This is a genomic window from Reichenbachiella faecimaris, assembly GCF_900176375.1.
GTDB lineage: Bacteria > Bacteroidota > Bacteroidia > Cytophagales > Cyclobacteriaceae > Reichenbachiella > Reichenbachiella faecimaris.
Genome location: NZ_FWYF01000005.1, coordinates 238,644 through 260,142, shown reverse-complemented (window position 1 = coordinate 260,142; position 21,499 = coordinate 238,644). Strand labels below are relative to the sequence as shown.

Annotated in this window: 19 protein-coding genes; 4 read left to right on the top strand and 15 right to left on the bottom strand. The window is 38.1% G+C overall.

Going from position 1 to position 21,499, the window contains the following annotated elements:
• Positions 1 to 2: 2 nt before the first annotated feature.
• The 10 genes from B9A58_RS19985 to B9A58_RS19935 form a co-directional block, all read right to left on the bottom strand.
• A complete protein-coding gene (locus tag B9A58_RS19985; RefSeq protein WP_084374749.1) occupies positions 3 to 425 on the bottom strand; it encodes a hypothetical protein in 423 nt (140 codons plus the stop codon).
• Positions 426 to 1,136: 711 nt separating this feature from the next.
• Positions 1,137 to 1,583, bottom strand: coding sequence for a globin family protein (locus tag B9A58_RS19975; RefSeq protein ID WP_084374745.1), 447 nt, complete (start codon positions 1,581 to 1,583; stop codon positions 1,137 to 1,139).
• 39 nt (positions 1,584 to 1,622) lie between these two features.
• Positions 1,623 to 2,057 (bottom strand): globin domain-containing protein, encoded by a 435-nt coding sequence (locus B9A58_RS19970; RefSeq protein ID WP_084374743.1) that lies wholly within the window; start codon positions 2,055 to 2,057, stop codon positions 1,623 to 1,625.
• A 271-nt stretch (positions 2,058 to 2,328) separates the two neighbouring features.
• Positions 2,329 to 4,179, bottom strand: a complete 1,851-nt coding sequence (locus B9A58_RS19965; protein ID WP_084374741.1) for a tetratricopeptide repeat protein — start codon at positions 4,177 to 4,179, stop codon at positions 2,329 to 2,331.
• A gap of 566 nt (positions 4,180 to 4,745) precedes the next feature.
• Complete coding sequence (locus B9A58_RS19960; protein WP_084374739.1) at positions 4,746 to 6,086, bottom strand: efflux RND transporter periplasmic adaptor subunit; 1,341 nt, start codon at positions 6,084 to 6,086, stop codon at positions 4,746 to 4,748.
• 4 nt (positions 6,087 to 6,090) lie between these two features.
• Entirely contained in the window at positions 6,091 to 7,539 is a 1,449-nt protein-coding gene (locus tag B9A58_RS19955) for a TolC family protein (RefSeq protein ID WP_084374737.1), read from the bottom strand.
• A gap of 7 nt (positions 7,540 to 7,546) precedes the next feature.
• Positions 7,547 to 8,221 (bottom strand): L-serine ammonia-lyase, iron-sulfur-dependent subunit beta, encoded by a 675-nt coding sequence (sdaAB, locus tag B9A58_RS19950; protein ID WP_084374736.1) that lies wholly within the window; start codon positions 8,219 to 8,221, stop codon positions 7,547 to 7,549.
• A gap of 168 nt (positions 8,222 to 8,389) precedes the next feature.
• On the bottom strand, positions 8,390 to 9,184 hold the full coding sequence (locus tag B9A58_RS19945) for a thymidylate synthase (protein WP_084374734.1): 795 nt from the start codon (positions 9,182 to 9,184) through the stop codon (positions 8,390 to 8,392).
• 142 nt (positions 9,185 to 9,326) lie between these two features.
• Positions 9,327 to 10,319, bottom strand: coding sequence for an SMP-30/gluconolactonase/LRE family protein (locus tag B9A58_RS19940; protein ID WP_084374732.1), 993 nt, complete (start codon positions 10,317 to 10,319; stop codon positions 9,327 to 9,329).
• Positions 10,320 to 10,406: 87 nt separating this feature from the next.
• Positions 10,407 to 10,607, bottom strand: a complete 201-nt coding sequence (locus tag B9A58_RS19935) for a hypothetical protein (protein WP_084374730.1) — start codon at positions 10,605 to 10,607, stop codon at positions 10,407 to 10,409.
• A gap of 77 nt (positions 10,608 to 10,684) precedes the next feature.
• On the opposite strand from B9A58_RS19935, the gene B9A58_RS19930 reads away from it, so the two are divergent.
• The 3 genes from B9A58_RS19930 (at position 10,685) to B9A58_RS19920 (ending at position 14,314) form a co-directional block, all read left to right on the top strand.
• A complete protein-coding gene (locus tag B9A58_RS19930; protein ID WP_084374728.1) occupies positions 10,685 to 11,500 on the top strand; it encodes a PorV/PorQ family protein in 816 nt (271 codons plus the stop codon).
• Positions 11,497 to 13,569, top strand: a complete 2,073-nt coding sequence (locus tag B9A58_RS19925) for a ComEA family DNA-binding protein (RefSeq protein ID WP_084374727.1) — start codon at positions 11,497 to 11,499, stop codon at positions 13,567 to 13,569. Before B9A58_RS19930 ends, B9A58_RS19925 begins: the two co-directional genes overlap by 4 nt.
• Before the next feature lie 358 nt (positions 13,570 to 13,927).
• Entirely contained in the window at positions 13,928 to 14,314 is a 387-nt protein-coding gene (locus tag B9A58_RS19920; protein ID WP_084374726.1) for a hypothetical protein, read from the top strand.
• 9 nt (positions 14,315 to 14,323) lie between these two features.
• On the opposite strand, the gene B9A58_RS19915 is transcribed toward B9A58_RS19920, so the two are convergent.
• The 5 genes from B9A58_RS19915 to B9A58_RS19895 form a co-directional block, all read right to left on the bottom strand.
• Positions 14,324 to 15,634, bottom strand: a complete 1,311-nt coding sequence (locus B9A58_RS19915) for a tetratricopeptide repeat protein (RefSeq protein ID WP_176214859.1) — start codon at positions 15,632 to 15,634, stop codon at positions 14,324 to 14,326.
• Between the two features lie 64 nt (positions 15,635 to 15,698).
• Entirely contained in the window at positions 15,699 to 15,857 is a 159-nt protein-coding gene (locus B9A58_RS20455) for a hypothetical protein (protein ID WP_176214858.1), read from the bottom strand.
• A gap of 190 nt (positions 15,858 to 16,047) precedes the next feature.
• Positions 16,048 to 16,512, bottom strand: coding sequence for a DUF1987 domain-containing protein (locus B9A58_RS19905; RefSeq protein WP_084374720.1), 465 nt, complete (start codon positions 16,510 to 16,512; stop codon positions 16,048 to 16,050).
• Positions 16,513 to 16,660: 148 nt separating this feature from the next.
• Positions 16,661 to 17,302, bottom strand: a complete 642-nt coding sequence (locus tag B9A58_RS19900) for a response regulator (RefSeq protein ID WP_084374718.1) — start codon at positions 17,300 to 17,302, stop codon at positions 16,661 to 16,663.
• Between the two features lie 2 nt (positions 17,303 to 17,304).
• Complete coding sequence (locus tag B9A58_RS19895; protein ID WP_139793996.1) at positions 17,305 to 18,729, bottom strand: histidine kinase; 1,425 nt, start codon at positions 18,727 to 18,729, stop codon at positions 17,305 to 17,307.
• A gap of 261 nt (positions 18,730 to 18,990) precedes the next feature.
• Here B9A58_RS19895 and hrpB point away from each other — a divergent pair, with 261 nt between their 5' ends.
• Positions 18,991 to 21,489: an ATP-dependent helicase HrpB gene (hrpB, locus tag B9A58_RS19890; protein ID WP_084374714.1), complete on the top strand. Its 2,499-nt coding sequence runs from the start codon at positions 18,991 to 18,993 to the stop codon at positions 21,487 to 21,489.
• Positions 21,490 to 21,499: the final 10 nt, after the last annotated feature.

Sequence of the window (21,499 nt, the reverse complement as noted above, 5' to 3'; positions counted from 1 at the left end):
TTTTAAATTCTGGCTAGGTTGATAATATCTAGTGCTTCTTCTCTACTGCTGTGAAAGGTGATTAACTCAAAGTAATTTCTCATTAGAAGTTTTGACGTTAGCCTCAAAAAGGTCTGATCTTTTGTGACTATGTAAGCATGTCGAAGCTTATTTTGATTTACGTCAAAAAATCTTCGGCATAGCTTTCTTTGAATAGGATTAAGTCTAAATTCTGAAATCTTTTTGATATCAAAAATGATATCAACCTTGTCGAATTCAGAAACCAGCTTATCAAACTTCTTATATAGTCCTGGTATCTTTTTCTCAAAAGTTTGTTCAGTCTCAATCCAAATCAAAATATTATCACTTACCGTTTTGATTCTACTTTCAAATTCATACTCATCAATGAAATTGATATCGCAAACAGTGTTTTCATTTCTTACCATAGCATTTTTTGTTTTTAACCGATCTACAAATAAATAATGGCACAGTCTTTAAACTTAGGAGGACAACTTCTGTGTAGGTTTAAGAAAACTGATTCCATGCATTTTTTTAATCGTATCATGTACGAGTCTCAGTTTCTTTTGCAGAAAACTAAGACCCAAAGTCAGAATTTCATAGTTCTTATGAGTTAAAGCTCTCCACCCTCAGATATATAGCAAGTACTACTCTCAGTCAAAGGTGATAAGCTTTTCTTAGACCATTTTTTATTCGATAATCTTCAAATTTTAATTGTTTTAGGCTTGATCGGTACAAAAAAAGCAACAGCACTATTTCTTACTATTCATTAAATAAATCAGTGAACCAGTTGAGTGGTCGTTTCAATGTATATGATATTTTCATTCTACCAGTTACTCTATCCAACCATTCTATCTTGAATCCCTTTTTCACATCAAAATTGCTACTATAGGAACTTATAGCTTCTGGTATTACGCAATCATAAAGTTCCATTATACATCTATTCAAAATATTAATATGATCTTCGTCAAACACTGTTCGTTCATGAATATTGACTATGGATACTTTTCTATCACACTCGAGCAATTCAGGGTAACACCTTGAAACGATTATAAGCCAACTGGCTGACGAAAATGTTTCGATACACCAATTTTTAATTTTTAGTGCATTAGGTTCTCTATTTTTGGGGAAATTATTGATCATATTACCGGAATTTCAAATTCAATTTTAGTCCCAATAGAAACAGCTGAAATAAGTGACAAAAGTCTATACCAGGATATGGCAATTTCATTTGTCCATACGCCTCTCAGAGTAGATTTCATGGCCTGCAAGAAAGCTTTCATCACTTTTTGTTCATCAGCCCTTTTGATGTGCTGATGCTCCATAAAAACGCCCTCTAAAGCCTTTTTTATACCTTCTCTCGCCACCATCAAATTATCGAGTGAGGCAACTACAAAACCTAATACATACAATGCTTTATCTCCCTGTTTGATTATTCCAAATTCATTTTCGAATAACGGCACGAGAGAAGAATCCAATGAATGCAGATTGGAATAAAAAGAAAAAGCAAATTCATGAATATTTGGAGCCAGTACTTTCCATGTATCTCTAATATTTTTTCGCTCTCTAATATTCAGATCTTTCATTTGTTAAATCATTTCTATGAAAACCAAGCAACAATCGACTTAACTCCAGAATTTCCAAGAAAACCTTTTCTTTGTCGTTCCTTCAATCATCATGTCTCCAACTGCAGAAATAAGTTTGTTCCATGCATCTTCGTGCTCATAACTCCACTGATTGTCCATAAACTGCGCAATGGCACCTACAAGGGCTTTTTGAACAGGTGGATAATATTCAGGTAAAACCTTAAATTTCACATGTAACGCACCGAGTTTATGGATTGCATCTTTGATTTTGTCTACTCTGTCCACATTAGCCATCAAAAAACCCAGTGTCATCATGAGCTTCTCAGCTTGCTTATTCATATCACCGCTAAATAGTCTTCTGTACTCAGGCTTTGCCTCGAACAGATCATCGTAAAATTTCATCGCCAAAGGGATGGCATTTGGAGCTACGGTTTGCCAGCAAGATTTTACCAGCATTAACTCTCTTTCATTCATATTTCTTTTGTTTTAAAAGTTCTGAGTAAATCTATAATAGCTTTATTTGGATCACCTATTCTCTCAGTATACAAATGGTATTCATGGATTTTTACGAATCAAGATTGAGGTTTACAAATGGTATATATGAAAATTAAAAAATGCCCTTAGAAGAAAAGAAAGACGTCTTTTTTGAGTCTATATGTTTATTAACAATGGTTTGCCATAAAACAAGCTCAAATCAAATGGAGGATCTACAACGTCAAGATTTTATCTACCAGAGTTATAGAAATTAGAGCTGTTGTACATATTTATTGAGATCGTTGTGTTCTTCTAGACCAATCTTTTTCTTGATTCTGTATTTGATCATTACAGCACTTCTATTCTCAATATTCAAGATCGTAGCTATTTCTCTGTTGCTCAGGTTCAGTTTGATCAAAGCACAAACTCTTTTTTCATGATTTGATAGCTTATCATTGAGACTCGTAAGCTTCTCATAAAACTCAGAATGTGAGTTAGAAAAATAATTATTGAAATTTTCCCAATCCTTCTTTAAGGATTTGTTCATCTTGATCGTATGCAAAATCTTCCGATACTCGGGATCACTCTTTTTGGTAATAATTTCCTTTACCTGGCTTTCTAAACTATCCATCAGGTTGTTCATATGGATCATATTTAGTGTTTGCTTATACAAATCGGCCTGTCCTTGCTCCAGATCATTCTGCAGCTTAATCTGTTTCAATTCCTCTTTTCTCAGTTTACCCTTGTACCGATAGATCAAGGTTACAACCAGTAAACCAGCCACCATCAAAATAGCAAATATTAGAACAAGCAGACGCTGTTTCTTCACTGCCTCCAGTTCTTTGTTCTTTTGCAGTAGATTGATTTCCTTCTCCTTTTCCAGCGTCTCCATTTTTGTATATAGCTCAGTGACTTTTTTCTGACTCTCTTTATTGAATAGCGAATCTTCATAAGCATGATGCGTTTTCAAATAGTACAAGGAAGAGTCCAATACACCCAGTTGTTCAAAAGTATTAGACATCAGGTGGGTTATGATAGAGGAGAATTTTCGATGTGAATATTGCGAAGTAGAGGCTAACGCTCTCCGAGCGTAATACAAGGTACTGTCGTATTGCTGTTCATCATAAAAAACTTCCGCTTTTATAATGTCAAATTGCTCTTCTACACTTTTGATTCCTACACTATCGGCCAATTGCAAGGCCTCATTCATCATTGTATTGGCAAGATCAAACTCCTGCTTTAGCACATAATACTGCGCCAAGTTTCCCAACGAAATAACCGCCGTGCTGTAATTCCCAAATTCTTGTGCTGCCTCAAAAGCCTTCTTATCATAATAAATGGCACTATCAAGGTTGTCAAGTTGCTTATAAATCGTTGCCAACCCATTGTACTTATTCATTTGACTACGCCAGCCATTCTTTATATCCATTTCCAACCCTTCTTTAAAATATTGAGTCGCCTTTTCTACATGGCCAAGATACTTATAGCACAAGGCAATATTCCCTAAAATCACCGAGGCATTTAATGACTCTTTACCTTCGTTCAGATCATAAGCTTTTAAAAAATAGTCTAAGGCTTGGGCATAATTCCCTTTCATTCCATTGATCCGACCTAAACTATTGAGACAATTATTGTAACGACGATTATCCCCTTCTTTTAGAAAAAGCTTCGCCCCCATCGTTAAAAGGCGTTCTGCTTCAGCAAAATTTCTTTTATATATATTCCAAGCTCCCCTGGTTAAAAACAAATAGTGATACTTGGATTGTATAGTATCACCAATTAGACCATTTTCAGTATAAATTTCTTCAGCTCTTGTAAAAAGAATTTCCGAAGAATCAAGCTGAGCCTTATTCAAATAGTAGCTGGACTCAACGACCTGCGCGCGAGCTTGCCCTAAGTAATAGTCAAGCTCTATACTCTTATCGAGCGCAAAGCTTGTCAATATAAGTGTGCTGTCGTTATTATTGTCTTGAATCAATTCAGATGCCACCAAAATGACGGAGTCAATTTGAGATGTTGAAATCTCTTGAGCCCATAGTTTATGAAGGTTTTGTAAATAAAGATTTAAGAAAAGAAACAGAAAGACAATCCTATGATAACTTATTTTTAAAGATGGCTGCATTTTTTATTTGTTAAGAATAAAGTAATGGTATAGGTCCATAAAAATAGAATTACCATTCAAATTCAATGGGCAAAATTGCCTATTGAGAAGAAGGGGATTACTATCAAACTTGTCAGTTGACTAAAACCTGCAAGTTTCAACCTACACTTACCTTTTAGCACATAGCAATACTGACAGGTTAGGTAGATCTCATTATTATCACATTCAAATGGGTAAAAGCAGAACTGGATAGGCGGAACTAGAAAGTTAGACTAAATAATTGACTGCGTCAAGCGGATCAATTTTCTAGCAATTTCAGATACTTTATGTGCCAGTTAACCAATATTTTGGATGAGCATGCTATGCCGAGGATTGAAAATTTTATTTTCATATAATAGTTTTAATTTTTCTGCATCCAAAAAAAAGAATTGTTGGTCAAAAGTATACATGTATTTAGTCCAAATAGGATCTTGTAGACGCTTTGTAGATGAATTTTAACTGATGTTATCCTAGCAAGGATTAATATAATGGATGGAGCTAGCCAATGATGATAGCATAAAGTTGATTGAGTAGCATACCTCGTAAAATTATTCTTTCTTTTCTTTTTTATCCTCCTTTTCTTCCTGTGCTTTCACTAAATCACCTTCTTCCAGTTTTTTAGATACGGCCAGATAAGGTCCAGTGATTACTTGTTCTGATTCTGATACGCCTTCCACAATCTCAATATTGTCGAAATCACTGATTCCCGTTTTGACTACTCTCAGTTCTGCCTTGCCATCTACATTGACGAAAACCACTTCCTTTAAGTCTTCTTCTCGATTACGCTTGGAGGACTTATCATCCTCTTCTTTATTTTCGCTTTTTGGAATCCTGGTTGTTACTGCACCTAATGGCACTGATAGAATATCTCTTTTGGTATTAGTCACTATATCAACACTAGCTGTCATACCTGGACGAAATGGCACCTTGTTGTCAGCCACTAAATCTTTATATGAGCTATTCAAAATTCTGATTTTCACTTCAAATTCAGTGACTGCATCTGGCGAAGCTTTAGCATTGGCCGTATTGGCAATAGCCGTCACTCGTCCCTTAAATTTCTTATCCAAGTAAGAATAAGCATCCACATCTATTTCTACTTCATTGCCTACGGCTACGCGTACAATGTCATTCTCATTGACATCTACACGGACCTCCATATTACCTAAATCGGCAATTCGCATCATCTCAGTACCAGCCATTTGAGAAGTACCCACTACACGTTCGCCTTTCTCTACATCCAGTTTAGACACAATACCGGCCATGGGCGCAGTAATGGTAGTAAACATTAGATTTTCGTTGGCCTCTTTTACTGTGGCTGATGCGCTTTTTACCACGTATCCAGCAGCTTCTACATTCTTCTCTGCCGACTTCAAGTCCTGCTCGGCTATCTTAAAATTAGCCTCAGCCAATTCCATATCTGCATTAGAAATAGCTTTTGACTCATGCAGTTGGGACTGTCGTTTGTATTCCAATTCAGAACGCTTGAAAGAAGCTTCTGCAGATGCCAGTCTGGCTTCAGCATCAGCCAAATTTGCTCTTTGTTGATTCAGTGATGCTCTGGTTCTATCCAACACTGACTTGAGGTTATCGGGCTTCAGTTTAATCAGCACATCACCTAGAGTGACCGAATCACCTTCCTCTACATTTAACTCTATGATTTCAGCCGACACTTCTGGGCTAATTTTTACTTCTACAATAGGCTGGATCATGCCTGATGCACTCACCTTTTCAGTAATATCCACCTTCCTTACTTCACCAAATGTGACCTCAGTTTTTTCGCGTTCTCCTATCCAGCCCTTCTTTTTCCCCACGATTAGGAAGATGATCAATACTACTGCTCCGCCAATCAGTCCATAGATTAGCTTGTTGTTATTTTTTTTCTTAGCCATGAGTTTAGAAAGTAATTGGTTTGCCTAAATAGAAATCCAGCACTTTTTGTTTGAAAATAAAATCGAATTTGGCCCTAACTAAATCTGACCTCGCCATGTATAGATTGTTAGTAGCTACCTGATAGTCTACAAAGTTCACTGCTCCTAAATTGAACTGGTTCTCTGTGACCCGGAAAGCCTCTTCAAGTGCTTCTACTTGCCTCTGATTGGCAGTATGAGTCTTGGCTGCTGCGATCATATCATTGTAGGAAGTTTCAATATTTTGGCGAAGCTGATTGCGTACTTCTTGAGAAGAGACCTCTGCTCTGTATTTGCTCAACATAGAACGCTGCACCTCTGCCCTAGTTCTTAACTTGTTGAAAACGGGAATACTTAAATTGAAAGCAATGTTCTTGCTGATATTTTCTTGGAACTGCTCTCCCAATGGAAAGCTAGACTGCGTATCTACCACATTTGGTAGACTTACATCAGACACTACAGTTTCACCTGAAGAAGGCACATAACCTATAGGAACCGTGGCTGGAACTGTGCCATCATAAATTTCTCGTTCTCGATCTGCAAAGCTAGAATAGTTGGTATTGAAGCCTGCCGAAACAGTGAAAGTTGGAGAGTAAGCTCCTTTTGAAATTTTATAATTCAAATCTGCTTCCTCTATTCTCAACTGAGCACTTCTAATCTCTGGCATAGTGGCTTCAGCAGTTTTGTAAATTTCTCCTGGAGTCATCAATGCCGTTTCATCAGGCTTCAATACTAATTCTGGAATTTCAATTTCAAATCGGTCTCCAGCAGGAATCAACAAGGCCTGTTTCAAATTCAAAACAGCTAGATTATAACTATTTTCTGAGTTGATCACATTTACCTCGTTGCTAGCTGATTGAGCCTGGAGGTCTAATAAATTGGTTACAGGCAAAGCCCCAGCATCCACGAGCTTCTTAGTTCTGTCCAGTTGCTGATTGGTGCTATTTAGCTGATACTGAGCATTCGCTAACAGTTCTTGATTGAAAATAACGTTGAGATAGAGCGTAGCTACATTCAGTCCCACATCATTCTTGGCTTTTTCTAATTCTGCTTGAGAAGCTGCATAATTGATATTGGCCTGTTTGATGCTGTTGTGAATTTGCATGCCATTAAACACGGTCAAATTACTCCGTCCATTGATATTGGAAGAATTGAGTTGCTCTGTGACAAAATTGTTAGTCGTTGGATCGATGGTTCGCCCCCAATTGATGCCGTAGTTGGCACCCATATTGAAGTCTGGTAAGCGTTCCAGTTTTGACTGGTTTTTGGTAACCTCACTCACTCTTAAATCTAACTGGCTTCGCTGAATGGTTAGATTCTTTTCGTATGCTATTTTAATACATTCTTCAAGAGAATATTGGTAGTCTTGTGCCCAACCATTGCCTACGGAAAGGCAAAGCAATGAGCTCAGTATCAAGTTTGTTAGGTTTTTCATTTATACTTTACTTATCAATGTCAGGTATGTAAATGACATTTTTTATCCATTTTAAATTTCTTAAATACTCAAGCGTGATATCATTGAGTCCAGAGTCCATTTCCAGAATCTGACATGCCAAATCATGCTTTCCTTTTCTTGAAACTGTCATAGTTGCAATATTGCAATCATCATGAGCAATCACACTGGTAATGAAAGTGATGCTGCCTGGCACATCATCTGCTTCTATTATAATCGTATGCAGATTAGCTGAAAATCCAGCCGTAAAGCCATTCACCTCTACAATTTTCACAACACCACCACCTCTGCTCTCACCTTCCATGGTTACAGATTGATTACCTTTTTTCAACTTCAAGTGAATGGTATTTGGGTGTTTGGTAGAAGCATTGCCTACTGACTTAAAACTAAACTTCAAACCAGCTTTTTTTGCCTCATCAAATGATGTTTTGATGCGTTTGTCATCCGTTTTGTAATCTAACAAACCCGCAACAATAGCACGATCACTACCATGTCCCTCGTAAGTACGAGCGAATGAATTGTAGAAAATCACTTCTGCCTCATCAGGAATGCCACCAAGCAACCTGACACCAACTCTGGCAATCCTCACCACACCTGCCGTGTGTGAACTGGAAGGTCCTATCATCACTGGACCTATCATATCGAATACACTACTTTTTTCCACTAGATTTTGGGTTGTATCATCCGAATTAAGAGCTTCACAGAAACACTCATTAGACTGAGTCCATGAGATAATCGTTACATCAGATGATTAGTTGTCTGAATAAAAAATTTATTACAGCAAGTTAGAATTTATGCACTGAAAATTTATAAACCTTTGGCCATGATTGCTTTACACTGCAACAGCGCCTTTGATGTGTGGGTGCGGGTCATAGTTTTCCAGTGTAAAGTCCTCGTAGGTGAATCCAAAAATATCTTTCACTGCTGGATTTATTTTCATCTGGGGAAGGGGTCTACATGCTCTACTTAGCTGCAATTCTGTTTGCTCTATATGATTGGAATACAGGTGCGCATCTCCAAGTGTATGAACAAAGTCTCCTGGTTCTAAATCGCATACTTGAGCAACCATCATCGTCAGTAGAGCGTACGAAGCAATGTTGAACGGCACGCCCAAAAAGACATCCGCACTACGCTGATAAAGTTGGCAACTCAACTTGCCATCTGCCACATAAAATTGGAAAAATGCATGACAAGGCGGCAAGGCCATGTTAGCCACTTCAGCCACGTTCCATGCATTCACGATCAACCTCCTTGAGTTCGGATTGTTTTTGATGTCATGAATCAACTGGCTAATTTGATCAATAGTTTCTCCATGCTGAGTGGGCCAGCTTCTCCACTGCACGCCATACACAGGGCCCAATTCTCCATTCTCATCCGCCCACTCATCCCAGATAGAGACTCCATTGTCTTTCAGGTACTTGATGTTGCTATCACCCTTGAGAAACCACAAGAGTTCATGTATAATAGATCTCAGGTGTACTTTTTTGGTAGTAACTACTGGAAAGCCTTCTGAGAGGTCAAAACGCATTTGGTGTCCAAACACACTTTTGGTACCCGTACCTGTACGGTCTCCTTTCTGAACACCTTCGTCCAGAATTCTTTGCATGAGTTCGTGATATTGCTTCATGAGTGACTATGAAATTAATGGATTATACTTGAAGCGATAAAGGTAATTGATACGCTCGAATTGGACGAATTTCCAGCGCTTCTTCTACACAAAAAAGACCTACTCCTAAAGCAGGCCTTGTACTTAGCATACAATTGTATTTTTATTGGGTGATTGGTGCCGTTTGGTAAAAAGTACTTTTAACTCCTCTTATGCCTGGCACTACTACAAATAGACTACCTGCCAAAGGGTATTTCACCAGCTCCTCTTCACTCATATCCACTCTCGCTGAAGTAATGATCAAAGAATCCAAATCCTCTCCTACAAAGGCACAAGAAGTAATATTATGCGCGGGGACATTGACCTTTCCGATCATTTCACCCGTCCGAGGATTCCATCTGCCCACAGCATTACCATTCCACAGTGCAATCCAAAGCATCCCTTCTGAATCTATAGCCATACCATCAGGAAATCCAATCCCTCCAATTTCAATCACTACCCTGCCATTAGAAATGTTTCCGGTTGTTGTGTCATAATCAAACGCTTTTACATTTTCATCAGGTGTATCAATGTAATACATCGTCTTTTGATCTTTTGACCAAACGATGCCATTGGAAATGGTAATGCTATCTAGTTGCACTTTAGCCAGCCCCTGATCCAAACTGTAAAGAGAAGCTCTATTTGATTTTTGATCCAACCCCATGGATCCTACCCATAGCCGGCCTGCAGGATCACATTTACCATCATTAAAACGAATATTGGAAATCGTATCCAATGGATTTGAAATCAATACTTGTGTATTTGATTCAAAATCATACGTGAATATGCCGCTTTGCAAGGCAACCACAGCTTGACCCAAATCATTCGGAACTATGGTACCTATTCTGTGATCTACGTCAAACGTATTTTGTTTCTGAGTTTGAATATTTGTAATAAAGAATTGCCTGCCTTCTATATCAATATGCCAAAATTCACTAGTCTCATGGTTCCAAATGGCACCTTCTCCTAATTGATTTTGCATTTCAACATACAAAGTTGCATCCCATTCCTGAATGGACTCTACTGGAATTGTTGAATCAGCAGATTCGCTTTTCGCCTGGCATGCTAAAAGTGCACAGCCTAAGCCAACCATGCTCAAGACATTCAATACTTTCATTGGTTTTATTTTATTTTCTTAAAGCTAAATTGATTAATTCTCGCTTTATCTGAGACGGGCATTTATCACAAATAGGTAGGTCAAAGGTTACTTTTCCCAAATACTGAAGTCTTTCCCTCTTCCTCTACCTATCAATTCAGACATATTGTAAAATTCAAGAGTGTTTAAATCTTTGAGTAGAAATTCCTGGTCTGATTTAATTTCTACGACAGTAAACTCAAATTGCTCTCCATAGTTGGTTAGCACATACTTCTTATTGGTTCGGATATTATCTAGGGCAATGCTCATGCGTGAATTTCTGAAGACAATATTACAATTTTGTTAAATGGGATGAATTGAAAATAAGAATTATTAGTTTGCAATAGATGAAAAAATACTTCCTGACTGGACTTATTTGGCTGACCGTGAATGTGAGTACTCAAGCTCAAAACGGCAACTATGCCATGGGTGCTAGATCTGCAGCCATTGGTGGCACTTCCATCACGCTTGGAGATGAATGGGCGCTGTTCAACAATGTAGGTGGGTTAGCACATTTTCAAGAGAAGGCCATTTTCACTTCCTTCAAAAACAAATACGGCATATCAGAGTTTACCAGTTTGGCACTTGGTGGCACCTATCCAATTTTAGGTGGCACAGCAGGCATGGGCATGTTCAGATTTGGTGATGATTTGTACAATGAACAACGCTTGAACCTTGGGTTTAGCAACCAATTAGGTATTGTGAGTCTGGGCTTGAATGTAAGTTATTACCAATTGAACATAGAGGGTGCGGGCAGTAGAAAAACAATAATGATTGACTTTGGAGGTAGAGCAGAACTGACTGAACAGCTCTATTTTGGTGCACATGTTTCTAATCTCAATCAAGCCAAACTGTCTACTCTTACTGACGAGCGAATCCCAACCATAATGAAAACAGGCCTGAGCTATAGACCTAGTCGAGACCTGATGCTCAATGCTGAAGTGGAAAAAGAAGTGGATCAAGATGCTGTAGTCAGGCTGGGCCTTGAGTACAAAATACTTGAAAATCTAAGTCTCAGAACTGGCTTCAAAACCAAACCTTTTGAAAGCAGCTTTGGTATTGGTTTTTATCCTGGCAAACTCAAAGCAGATTACAGCTACAACAACAATCCAGATCTTGGAGGAATACACGAAATTTCAATTGGTTATATATTCAGTGATTGAAAAAATTAATCACCATAGCGCTACTAGTTTGCTTGCATTCTTTTGATCTTTTAGCTCAACGCTACGATCGACATGATATAGATATCCAAGATTTTATTGAGGATTTGTTTCAAGTACCAGATGAGGACATCAACTATGACGATCTCTACGAGACTTTGTACCAATTATATTCAAATCCGATCAATCTAAACGAAACCACCACAAACGAACTGAACAGTCTCTATCAGCTTAATATTACTCAGATCAATAACTTGATGGATTATCTTCACTCCAATGGTCCGTTATTATCCATATATGAACTTCAGGTGATTGATGGCTTTGATCGTACGACCATTAACAACCTCATGCCATTCGTAGAAGTTCGTTCGCCTGGAGACCATTCTACCAGAGGACACTTACTCAAACGAATTGCCTCAGAAAAAAACAACTATCTGATTCTGAGAACAGAAAGAGTGTTGGAGGATCAAGAAGGCTATACCAGATCAGATTCGTCAAGATATTTGGGTTCTCCTCACAAAATCTATGGACGATTCCGTTCTAGTCACTCAAAAGACTTCAGTGTGGGTCTCACTTTTGAAAAAGACCCTGGCGAGCAGTTTCTGTTTGATCATGATGCCAAACAATACGGCTTTGATTACTACTCGTTTCATCTTTTTCTTTACAACAAAGGAGCTTTCAAAAGCATTGCCTTGGGTGATTTTCAAATGCAGTTCGGTCAGGGACTTGTACTTGGTTCTGGATTCAATCCTGGTAAAGGAGCTGAGACCATTACCACTGTGAAACGTGGAAACTCTGGATTAAGACCTTATACCTCTGCACTAGAAACTAGTTTCATGCGAGGAGCAGCCTTTACATATACGATCCAGAACGTTGAAATCACACCATTCTACTCACGATTAAAACAAGATGGCATTATTCGGTCAGAAAATTATGATGGTAACTATGAAGAATACATCACTGGAATTCAGGACGTTGGTATGCACAGAACTTACAATGAACTTTCCTCTCGTAAAGGTATTCAGGAAGAATCTGCAGGTATCAATATTACCTATAACGACCTTAACAATAGCAATCTACAATTCGGCACCACATTCTTGCACAATAGTTTTTCTGTACCTATACAAAAGACACCTAATAACTACAACCAGTTCGAATTCAAGGGTGACAACAACTATAACGCAAGTTTTTTTGCTAATTACAACTGGCACAATTTCCTTCTTTTTTCTGAAGTAGCCAGATCCAAATCTGGTGGTATGGCAATAGTAGGCGGCTTCATGGGCAGCCTTTCTCCTATTGTTTCCATGAGTTTTCTCTACAGAAACTATGCAAAGGATTATCACTCTTTTTATGGCAATTCCTTTGGTGAAGGGTCAAGAAACATCAATGAAGAAGGTTTGTACTGGGGACTCAAAGTAACGCCTAGCAAGAAAACATCCTTTTCTGCTTATTATGACAGGTTTAAGTTTCCATGGCTTCGATTTGGCGTTAATTCTCCATCTCAAGGTTATGAATATTTGCTGAGAGCTGAATACAAGCCTACGAAAAAAATTAAACTCTATGCACAGCTGCGAGAACAAGCCAAGGAAGTATCTGTATCTACAGAAGGTGGCAACTTGCACATACTTGAAAATGGCGTCAAACGCAATTATGTAGGGAATGTTGATTTTACGGCTAATGATATCTTTCTTATTAAATCAAGAGTACAATTCAGTACTTATGACTTGGCTAATGAACAAACAAAGGGTGTAGCTGTAGTACAAGATTTCAATATCAAAATCAATAAATTCTCTATTAGTACACGTTTTGCATTATTTGATACTGAAGATTATGAAAATCGTCAATATGTATTTGAAAAAGACCTCCTGTACGTCTTTTCAATACATGCCTACGCCCATCAAGGCACTAGGAATTACGTTATGCTCCAATATAAACCAACTAAAAAACTAACGCTCTGGGCTAGGTATGGAAGATATGATTTAAGAAATCGCAACAGTGTAGGTTCTGGACTGAATGAAATAGAAGGGCATACAAGAAGTGATGTAAAATTCCAAATTAGGTATAAATTCTAACTCCTCACTTTTCTCGAAACGGGAAGTTAAAGTATATCAGACTTCCACATTTCTCTCACCACAGATAACTCATTTTTGCTCAAATTATCGCCTTTGGTATCTATCATCAATGCTAATCATTCTGACGGCTTGTCTATTTGGATTAACTCCTCCTCAGCGTCTATCTGATTAAACCACTGAAGTGCATTTCTTGTGGATTTTTTTCTTAATTAAGAAAATTGGGTGAAATACCTATAAACAAAACCTGATGCCAAGATGTTGATTTTTGAAGTTTTAAAAATCAATATTTTACTAGCATAAGGACGTTTATCTAAGGTTTTTGGGTAATTTCACTCTTCCAACTACAGCCTATGAGAAAATGAAAATCATCCATAGAATATTAAAATTTATTCAGAAAGAGTCTATTAGTTCTGCCCAACTAGATCACGCTATTGGGGTTGGACGGGAAGACCTTCAGCTAGAAGTAGCTAATGATGGATCTGTAAGTACTGATGTATTGGAAAAAATTTGTGCACGCTACCCTCAACTCAACCCCATCTGGCTCATCACTGGAAAAGGAGAAATGCTCATTGATGATTATCACGAGGTTGGCAAAGCCATTGAAAATGTAGAATCTCAAGATGGCATCTATAATGTAATCGCAGGAAAGGATATTGAAATACAACTCCTAAAAGAGCATATAGAGGGTCTCAATGAATTGATAAGGGTGAAAAATAAATTGATTGAAGAATATAAGAACGCTTAATTGAATTAATTAAGCACCTATTTTTTGATCCATGACCTTCTTCATCTCCTCTTTTTCTTTCTTAAACATATCAAGGAGATAAACCATTTCGTTGGAATTTTTGATCAGTGCATGACCTTTTTGTGCTGACTTGTAATTGTAAATTTTCCAGAGGCGCATAGAAAGCACACCTGATACAAAAATGAAAGTCATAATAAAAGCCATCAACCACGAGGTCTTGGCATACTGTTCCTTTTCAGCCTTTTCTCTCTCATAATCCTGATATTTGGTCAACAAAGCTATTTTTTCTTCCTCGTCCTTTAACCAAGATTTCTCTTGCATCATGGGTAAAGCCATATCATTGATGAGCATGGTGTAATGCAATAAACTATCAGGCTGATTGAGTTTTTCGAAAGTTTTCTTTAGCGCAGTATTGGTAATGGCCAATTCATTCATTTCTCCCTTTTCACTATTGTACGCCAAGCTCCGTTTGAAACAATTCCAGGCTTTTTCGTATTCGCCTTTCGAATTGTAGATTTTTCCTAAATTATTGTAGGTAATCCAAAGTTGATTTTCACTCCCCTTATATTTGAGAGCTTGAGTTAGAAAATTTTCCGCTTTGTCTAATTCATCAGATTTTTGAGCCAAATTCCCTAAGTTGGTATACGCCATCCACAAATACTTATTTGGATTATTTGTGAGTGGTGCTAAATCTACAACTTCGTTATAATGCTTATATGCTAAATCGAGGTTACCAGCTCTAGACTGTAGCTTTCCCAATTCAAGCAAATCAACTGCAAGAGAATTATCATTTCTTAATTTTTTATTGATATCCACAGCATCCAGTAGATGTTCCATGGCAGAATCAAACTCTCCCAGACACAACAAAGTTTTTCCGACTCCAAAATGATAATAAGCCTTATCCTGATATGTTGCCTGATCTGCTAATGACAAGGCCGCTTTAAAATTTTGCAATGCCTGAGTGTACAATTCTCTTTCGTAGAATATTTGACCTATTTCATTAAATAATCTAGATTCTGTTTTACCATCACCAATTTCCTTGGCGATCTCTAAAGCATCTAAGTAATCTGAATAGGCATTTTTAGACTCATTATCTAAATAAGCAATAAATCCTCTCAAATAATACGCTTTCGCAACCAGGTCAGGATTACCCTTATCTTCTTTACTTAATAAAAGGTCCAATTTACTTTTAGCCTTGTCATACTCTTGAGTTCGATACAGATTTGATGCTTGATCGTAGAGATTTTGGGTCTCTAATACATATACGTCACTACAAGAAGAGATTAGGATACCTAGAATGAAATATATTAGACTTTTCAAGTTCATAAGTCAAAAATATACAATGGGTTAGTTTGGTTTAGGGGTTCAGGAAAATATTTATTTTCTACAATGGCCCCGAAGTTTCATGATTCGTTGCATCTCCATCTTGAGATTTTTCTGGCACTACGTTGTCGTATACTTCATCCGCTTGGGCATCTACACAACTTGTAGCTATAGAACTTAAAAACAAAACAACTAATAAAAGTGAAACTAACTTTCTCATGACTGTGATTTTTGGTACAACTGATTTATTTGCGATTCGATTATAAGCCAAAGCCAATCTGAAATAATTGAAATAGTGGTTGAAAAAATCCTGATAGGTAGGTTAGAAATAAGGTTAGGTTGGTTTATCTTGAATTTCTTCTTTCAATATTTCGTCTTGACTTTGGTTATTTTCTCATATTCTTTTTTTTTCAATATTTCATAGGTGATGTTGGGATCAGTTTCAAATCTAGCTGCGTATAGCTGCTAAAATTCTTGCCTGACAACAACATATCCTCATCATTTATTTTATAGTACCAATTCACACTTACTTCCATCCCGTTCTCTCCATGCTCTTTTAATTGAGTCATCAGAACGTACAGGCTGCGAGCCGAACCAGTGTTGAAATAATCCAAACTAAAATTGACCGTCAGTGAATTTCGACCTTCAGCCATATAATAAGCTAAAAGTTTATCTACCTTTTCGTAAAACTCAACTGGATTTTCAGGACTAGAATTTCCTTTGATAAGCAATGAACGGTTGGCCATTTCTAAGGCAACAAAAGGTGTAGATGCAGTAGCTTTGATGATATAATTCCTAAACCTTCTTTGGTCAATCGAAGTATTCAGGTTCTCATTTCTTGGAATTGCAATTATACCATCCATAGCTAAACTCATAAATTCTACTAGTTAAGTATTTATAACTTTTTAAGTTTATTACATCCCAAAAGTAGAATGATGCGAGAATGGTTGCAATAGGTACTGATACCCAAATTTATTCTAGGCAATTCACTTAGCCAGACACACAAAAAGTGCCTCCATATACCTATATCCCATTTTTTAGAGCAAACTTGGTCAAGCCTACTGCATTTTTAACTCCGGTCTTTTGAAGTAGATTTCGGCGATGTGCGTCTACAGTGCGGATACTTATATGCAATGTCTCTGCGATTTCGTAGTTGGATCTTTCTTCCACTATAAGCTTCAAAACGTCAATTTCTCGACTCGTTAAAAAACTTAATGGGTTCTCTCTCATTTTCTCTTCTTTTGTCTTGGAGAATTCTGACATGATGACCGTGGTGATTTCCTTACCATGATAGGCCTCTCCTTTTCTGATGGTATCCAATGCCTCAAGGAGTACCAGTCTCCCAGCGTCCTTAGAGATATATCCATTGGCTCCAGCTTTTAGCATATTTACAATGTGCTGTTCGTCCACATACATGCTCATGGCCAACACTTTGGTATTTGCATTTTTGTTTTTGATGGCTTTTGTACATTCTACTCCATCCAGATTTGGCATATTGATATCAATGACCACAATATCCACTTCATGATCAGCCAAATAGTCCAAGGCCTCTACCCCGTCTGAAGCCTCTGCCACTACACTATATTCTGGAGATTCGGTAATAATTGCTTTAATACCATCTCTCATGATCTTATGATCATCTACAAGTAAAATTTTAACACTCATGATTAAATTGATATTTCTATGGTTATGATTGATCCGTTATTTGTTTCAAAGTCTATTTTCCCTCCCAGATAAGCCACTCTGTTTGCCATGTTCTTTAAACCCAAACCTGATGCATTTTCGCTATCTCCCTTTTGCGCAAACCCTAATCCATCATCTTCTATACTAACGTAAACATAATTTGGGTGTCTGATGACTTGTACTGTCGCATTTTTTGCTTGGGCATGCTTCAATATATTGTTTACTCCTTCTTGGCATATTCTATATACGTTGGTTTCAAAATCCTCTTCGAACCTCTCTTCAATTTCATTGTGAAAGAAAGAAAAATTGACTGACGAAGATCTATCTAACTGACTAATCATGGTTTCTAATGCTGGAATAAGTCCATAATCTACCAATGCAGGTGGCATTAAATCATGAGAAATTGCTCTGCTTTCTTGTATAGCACCTGCAATGAGCCCTGATACGCTTTTTACTTTTTCCAGAAAAACGTTGTCTTTGTAAATTTCTGATAAAGAATCCAGTTCCAAGCGAGCAACTGAAAGTGTTTGTCCTAGACTATCATGAATTTCAGAAGCTATCCTTTTTCTCTCCGAGTCCTTAGCCTTTATCATGGCCCTTATTCTTAGCATCTCAGCCATTTTTTCATTGTGGACATTTTTCACCACTCCTATTACTCTTTCCGCATTTCCGCTCTTATCTAAGTGCATCACTCCTTCTATGCGCAACCAGTTGAATCCCCCTTTTAAATTTTCAAACTGAAAATCAACAAGAAATTTCTCATCTGACTGTTTATTCATGATCAATTTATCCTCAAGAATGACCCTGTCTGATGGATGAACTTTGCTCAGGAAAAAATCGATTGTATTGCCCAGTTCTTCTTTCTGAAAACCAAAAACCTTATAAATGGCCCCAAACCATTGTATTTTCTTTTTTGTGATCGAATAATCCCAAGTCACTTCATCCAGAGATTCCAAAATAGAAGCATTGAATTCGCTTAAACTTTCGCGCTCCTTGATCACTCTGCTTTTTTCCAACTCCACGGATAACCTTTGCCCTACTACATGCACCAATGAATAATTTTCAGCCTTAAATTCCTTTAGGTCTATCACGGGCAATAAGATTAGAGCAATCATTCTGGCATGGCTATCCAAACAGGGAAAAGCATAATAGTTGGCCCCATCTACAACAGCAGTGACATCCGTTCCCTCAAAAACACTGGATGCAATAAGGGAAGGTTCTTTCATTTCAAAAGAGGTATGTATTAATTGACCAACTCCGTCCCTAGACTTCACTTTTCCTTTCAACAAAAAACGTTCAATTTGTAATCCTGAGTCTCCCACACTCAAAATAGCCGCACTCTTCACATGGAGTAAATCCATGATGATTTTTAGCGTTTTGTCGTATATCAAATCTATGCTACCGCTCACTTTACCTTAGTTTACAGAAACAATCGCATGATTAGAAATGCTAGAATTTTGGAAGTGACAATAAGTATGAAATGATTGTAAGCTGGTCATTCTGGTTGAATGTGTGATTCTGGTTTTGGAGCAGAAATTAGCAAAAACAAAAATATTATTTCACTTATCATCAGTATTTATTTCCTCTTCCTTACCGCTTTAGTTTTTAAAAATGCTATAGAATCAATCCTGATTCTTCTAATTTCGCAGTGATTCATAAAATTACAAAGTTTGTCATTCGTATATAAAAACATAGACTTACCAATCATCGAATCTGTAGAAGAGATTCGCTACAATTTTTCAGAACATAATACTCAAATTGTAAATGCACCACCTGGTGCAGGTAAGAGTACACTTCTACCTCTGACTTTTCTGGAGCAAGATTGGCTCAAAGGCCAAAAAATACTTATGCTCGAACCCAGACGACTAGCCGCAAGAACAGTGGCTATCAGAATGGCTGAATTACTTGACGAAAAAGTAGGGCACAGCGTAGGATATAGAATAAGATTTGAAAACAAGGTTTCTGAGCACACTCAGATAGAAGTGCTAACAGAGGGTATACTCACAAGAATGATTCACAGTGACAACTCGCTGAAGGGTGTTGGCGTGGTAATATTTGATGAATTTCACGAACGCAGTATTCATGCGGATGTAGCACTAGCATTGTGTAGAGAAGCTCAACAAGTGCTTCGGCCAGACCTCAAAATACTCATCATGTCTGCGACACTGGATATGCCACAACTGAGCAGTATGCTTCAATGTCCTGTGGTGAAAAGTGAAGGCCGACAGTACCCAGTAGATATCAAATACACAGGTGATACAGATATAACCTTACTTCCCGAATTGACAGCTAGAATCATCACTCAAGCAGTCAAAGAAAATGAAGGTGATGTACTTGCATTTTTTCCTGGACAAGGGGAAATCAAAAAATGTGAAGAAATCCTAAGAACAAGACTGAAAGGCTTTGCCATCCATCCCCTCTACGGGCAATTGCCACACGGCAAACAAATGGCTGCCATCATGCCAGACAAAAAAGGTAAACGAAAAGTAGTGCTGGCTACATCAATTGCAGAAACCAGTTTGACCATTGAAGGCATCAAAATTGTCGTGGATACAGGATATGGCAGAACCTCTAAGTTCGACCCAAAATCAGGCCTCTCAAGATTACACACCATTCAAATATCAAAAGATTCTGCTGACCAACGTGCTGGAAGGGCAGGACGGTTAAGTGCAGGGGCATGCTATCGCATGTGGTCAAAAGCAACACAAGATAGACTTGAGCTTCACGCTTCACCTGAAATTTTAGAGGTAGATCTTTCAACCTTGGCTTTGGATCTGGCCAAATGGGGAATATTAGACGCCAACCAATTGACCTGGTTGACTCCTCCTCCATCAAGCACCATGCAGAGGGCCTTGGCTGCTCTTCACGAATTGCATGCCTTAAATAATGGTAGAATCACACCTCATGGGGAACGTATGCACGCACTTCCGTGTCATCCCAGAATAGCCCACATGCTTATTGAGGCAGAAGATCAGGAACTTTTACCTTTAGCCTCAGACGTAGCTGCCCTGATAGAAGAACGAGACCCACTAGGCCCAGAGTCTGGGATTGACATCAACGAGCGCATAATAGTACTGCGTAGATTAAGAAGTGAAAATAGACTGAGTAGAAAGTTCAGTCGCATAGAAAAAATTGCTGAGTCCTATCGGAAAATGTTTCAACTGGAAGAAGTGGATAATTCACCAGTTGATCCTTATGAAACCGGGCTCTTGCTTGCTCAAGCCTATCCTGAACGCATAGCTTTTGCTCGACCTGGCAACAATGCCCAATTCAAATTATCTAATGGGAAAATCGCAATGGCTGGACATAGAGATGACCTGGCACATGAATCTTGGTTGGCCATTGCCCACATGGATGCAAGAGATGACATGGGTAAAATTTTTATGGCCTCTCCCCTAAACCCCAAAGATTTGGCTCCTATGGTCAAAAGCCTAGAGGTCATCAAGTGGGACACCAAGTATGGTGGCCTAATCGCCAACAAAGAATTAAGAATTGGCAGTATTGTGCTTCAATCAGTACCACTGCCTGATCCTGACACGGAGCATTTGGAACAGGCTATATGTGATGCCGTAAAATCCGAAGGTCAGCATTTGCTCAATTGGGATGAAGAAGTGATACAATGGCAAAATAGAATACTAAGCCTTGGGCGCTGGAATCCGAAAGAAAACTGGCCAGATGTAAGTCAAGCTTACTTATTAAGTTCTAATGAAGATTGGCTGAAACCTTACCTAAACAATATCAAAAAGCCAGAGGACTTAAAAAAAATCAACCTCAGAGAGGTGCTTCACTATCACCTACCTATTGACCAACAAAGTCAATTGGATCAATTAGCTCCAGAAAAAATAGAAGTACCCAGTGGATCAAACATTAAAATCCAATACTTCTATGATGGGGCGCCACCTGTACTGGCAGTTCGACTACAGGAGTTGTTTGGTCTGCTTGAAACCCCAAAAATAAATAACGGAGCCACTTCATTATTAATGCATTTGTTATCACCTGGATTTAAGCCTGTTCAGGTGACCTCTGATTTGAAGAGCTTTTGGTCGGATGCCTATTTTGAGGTTCGCAAAGAATTGAAACGACGATACCCTAAACATGCTTGGCCCGAAGACCCATTGGAAGCGCAAGCCATTAGAGGTGTGGATCGCTCTAAAAAGAAAAAACCCTGACAGATGTCAG

Bases quoted from the DNA above. Each gene is read 5' to 3' on its own strand.
- B9A58_RS19985 (WP_084374749.1), bottom strand. From the start codon at position 425: ATGGTAAGAAATGAAAACACTGTTTGCGATATCAATTTCATTGATGAG.
- B9A58_RS19975 (WP_084374745.1), bottom strand. From the start codon at position 1,583: ATGAAAGATCTGAATATTAGAGAGCGAAAAAATATTAGAGATACATGG.
- B9A58_RS19970 (WP_084374743.1), bottom strand. From the start codon at position 2,057: ATGAATGAAAGAGAGTTAATGCTGGTAAAATCTTGCTGGCAAACCGTA.
- B9A58_RS19965 (WP_084374741.1), bottom strand. From the start codon at position 4,179: ATGCAGCCATCTTTAAAAATAAGTTATCATAGGATTGTCTTTCTGTTT.
- B9A58_RS19960 (WP_084374739.1), bottom strand. From the start codon at position 6,086: ATGGCTAAGAAAAAAAATAACAACAAGCTAATCTATGGACTGATTGGC.
- B9A58_RS19955 (WP_084374737.1), bottom strand. From the start codon at position 7,539: ATGAAAAACCTAACAAACTTGATACTGAGCTCATTGCTTTGCCTTTCC.
- B9A58_RS19945 (WP_084374734.1), bottom strand. From the start codon at position 9,184: ATGAAGCAATATCACGAACTCATGCAAAGAATTCTGGACGAAGGTGTT.
- B9A58_RS19940 (WP_084374732.1), bottom strand. From the start codon at position 10,319: ATGAAAGTATTGAATGTCTTGAGCATGGTTGGCTTAGGCTGTGCACTT.
- B9A58_RS19935 (WP_084374730.1), bottom strand. From the start codon at position 10,607: ATGAGCATTGCCCTAGATAATATCCGAACCAATAAGAAGTATGTGCTA.
- B9A58_RS19930 (WP_084374728.1), top strand. From the start codon at position 10,685: ATGAAAAAATACTTCCTGACTGGACTTATTTGGCTGACCGTGAATGTG.
- B9A58_RS19920 (WP_084374726.1), top strand. From the start codon at position 13,928: ATGAAAATCATCCATAGAATATTAAAATTTATTCAGAAAGAGTCTATT.
- B9A58_RS20455 (WP_176214858.1), bottom strand. From the start codon at position 15,857: ATGAGAAAGTTAGTTTCACTTTTATTAGTTGTTTTGTTTTTAAGTTCT.
- B9A58_RS19905 (WP_084374720.1), bottom strand. From the start codon at position 16,512: ATGAGTTTAGCTATGGATGGTATAATTGCAATTCCAAGAAATGAGAAC.
- B9A58_RS19900 (WP_084374718.1), bottom strand. From the start codon at position 17,302: ATGAGTGTTAAAATTTTACTTGTAGATGATCATAAGATCATGAGAGAT.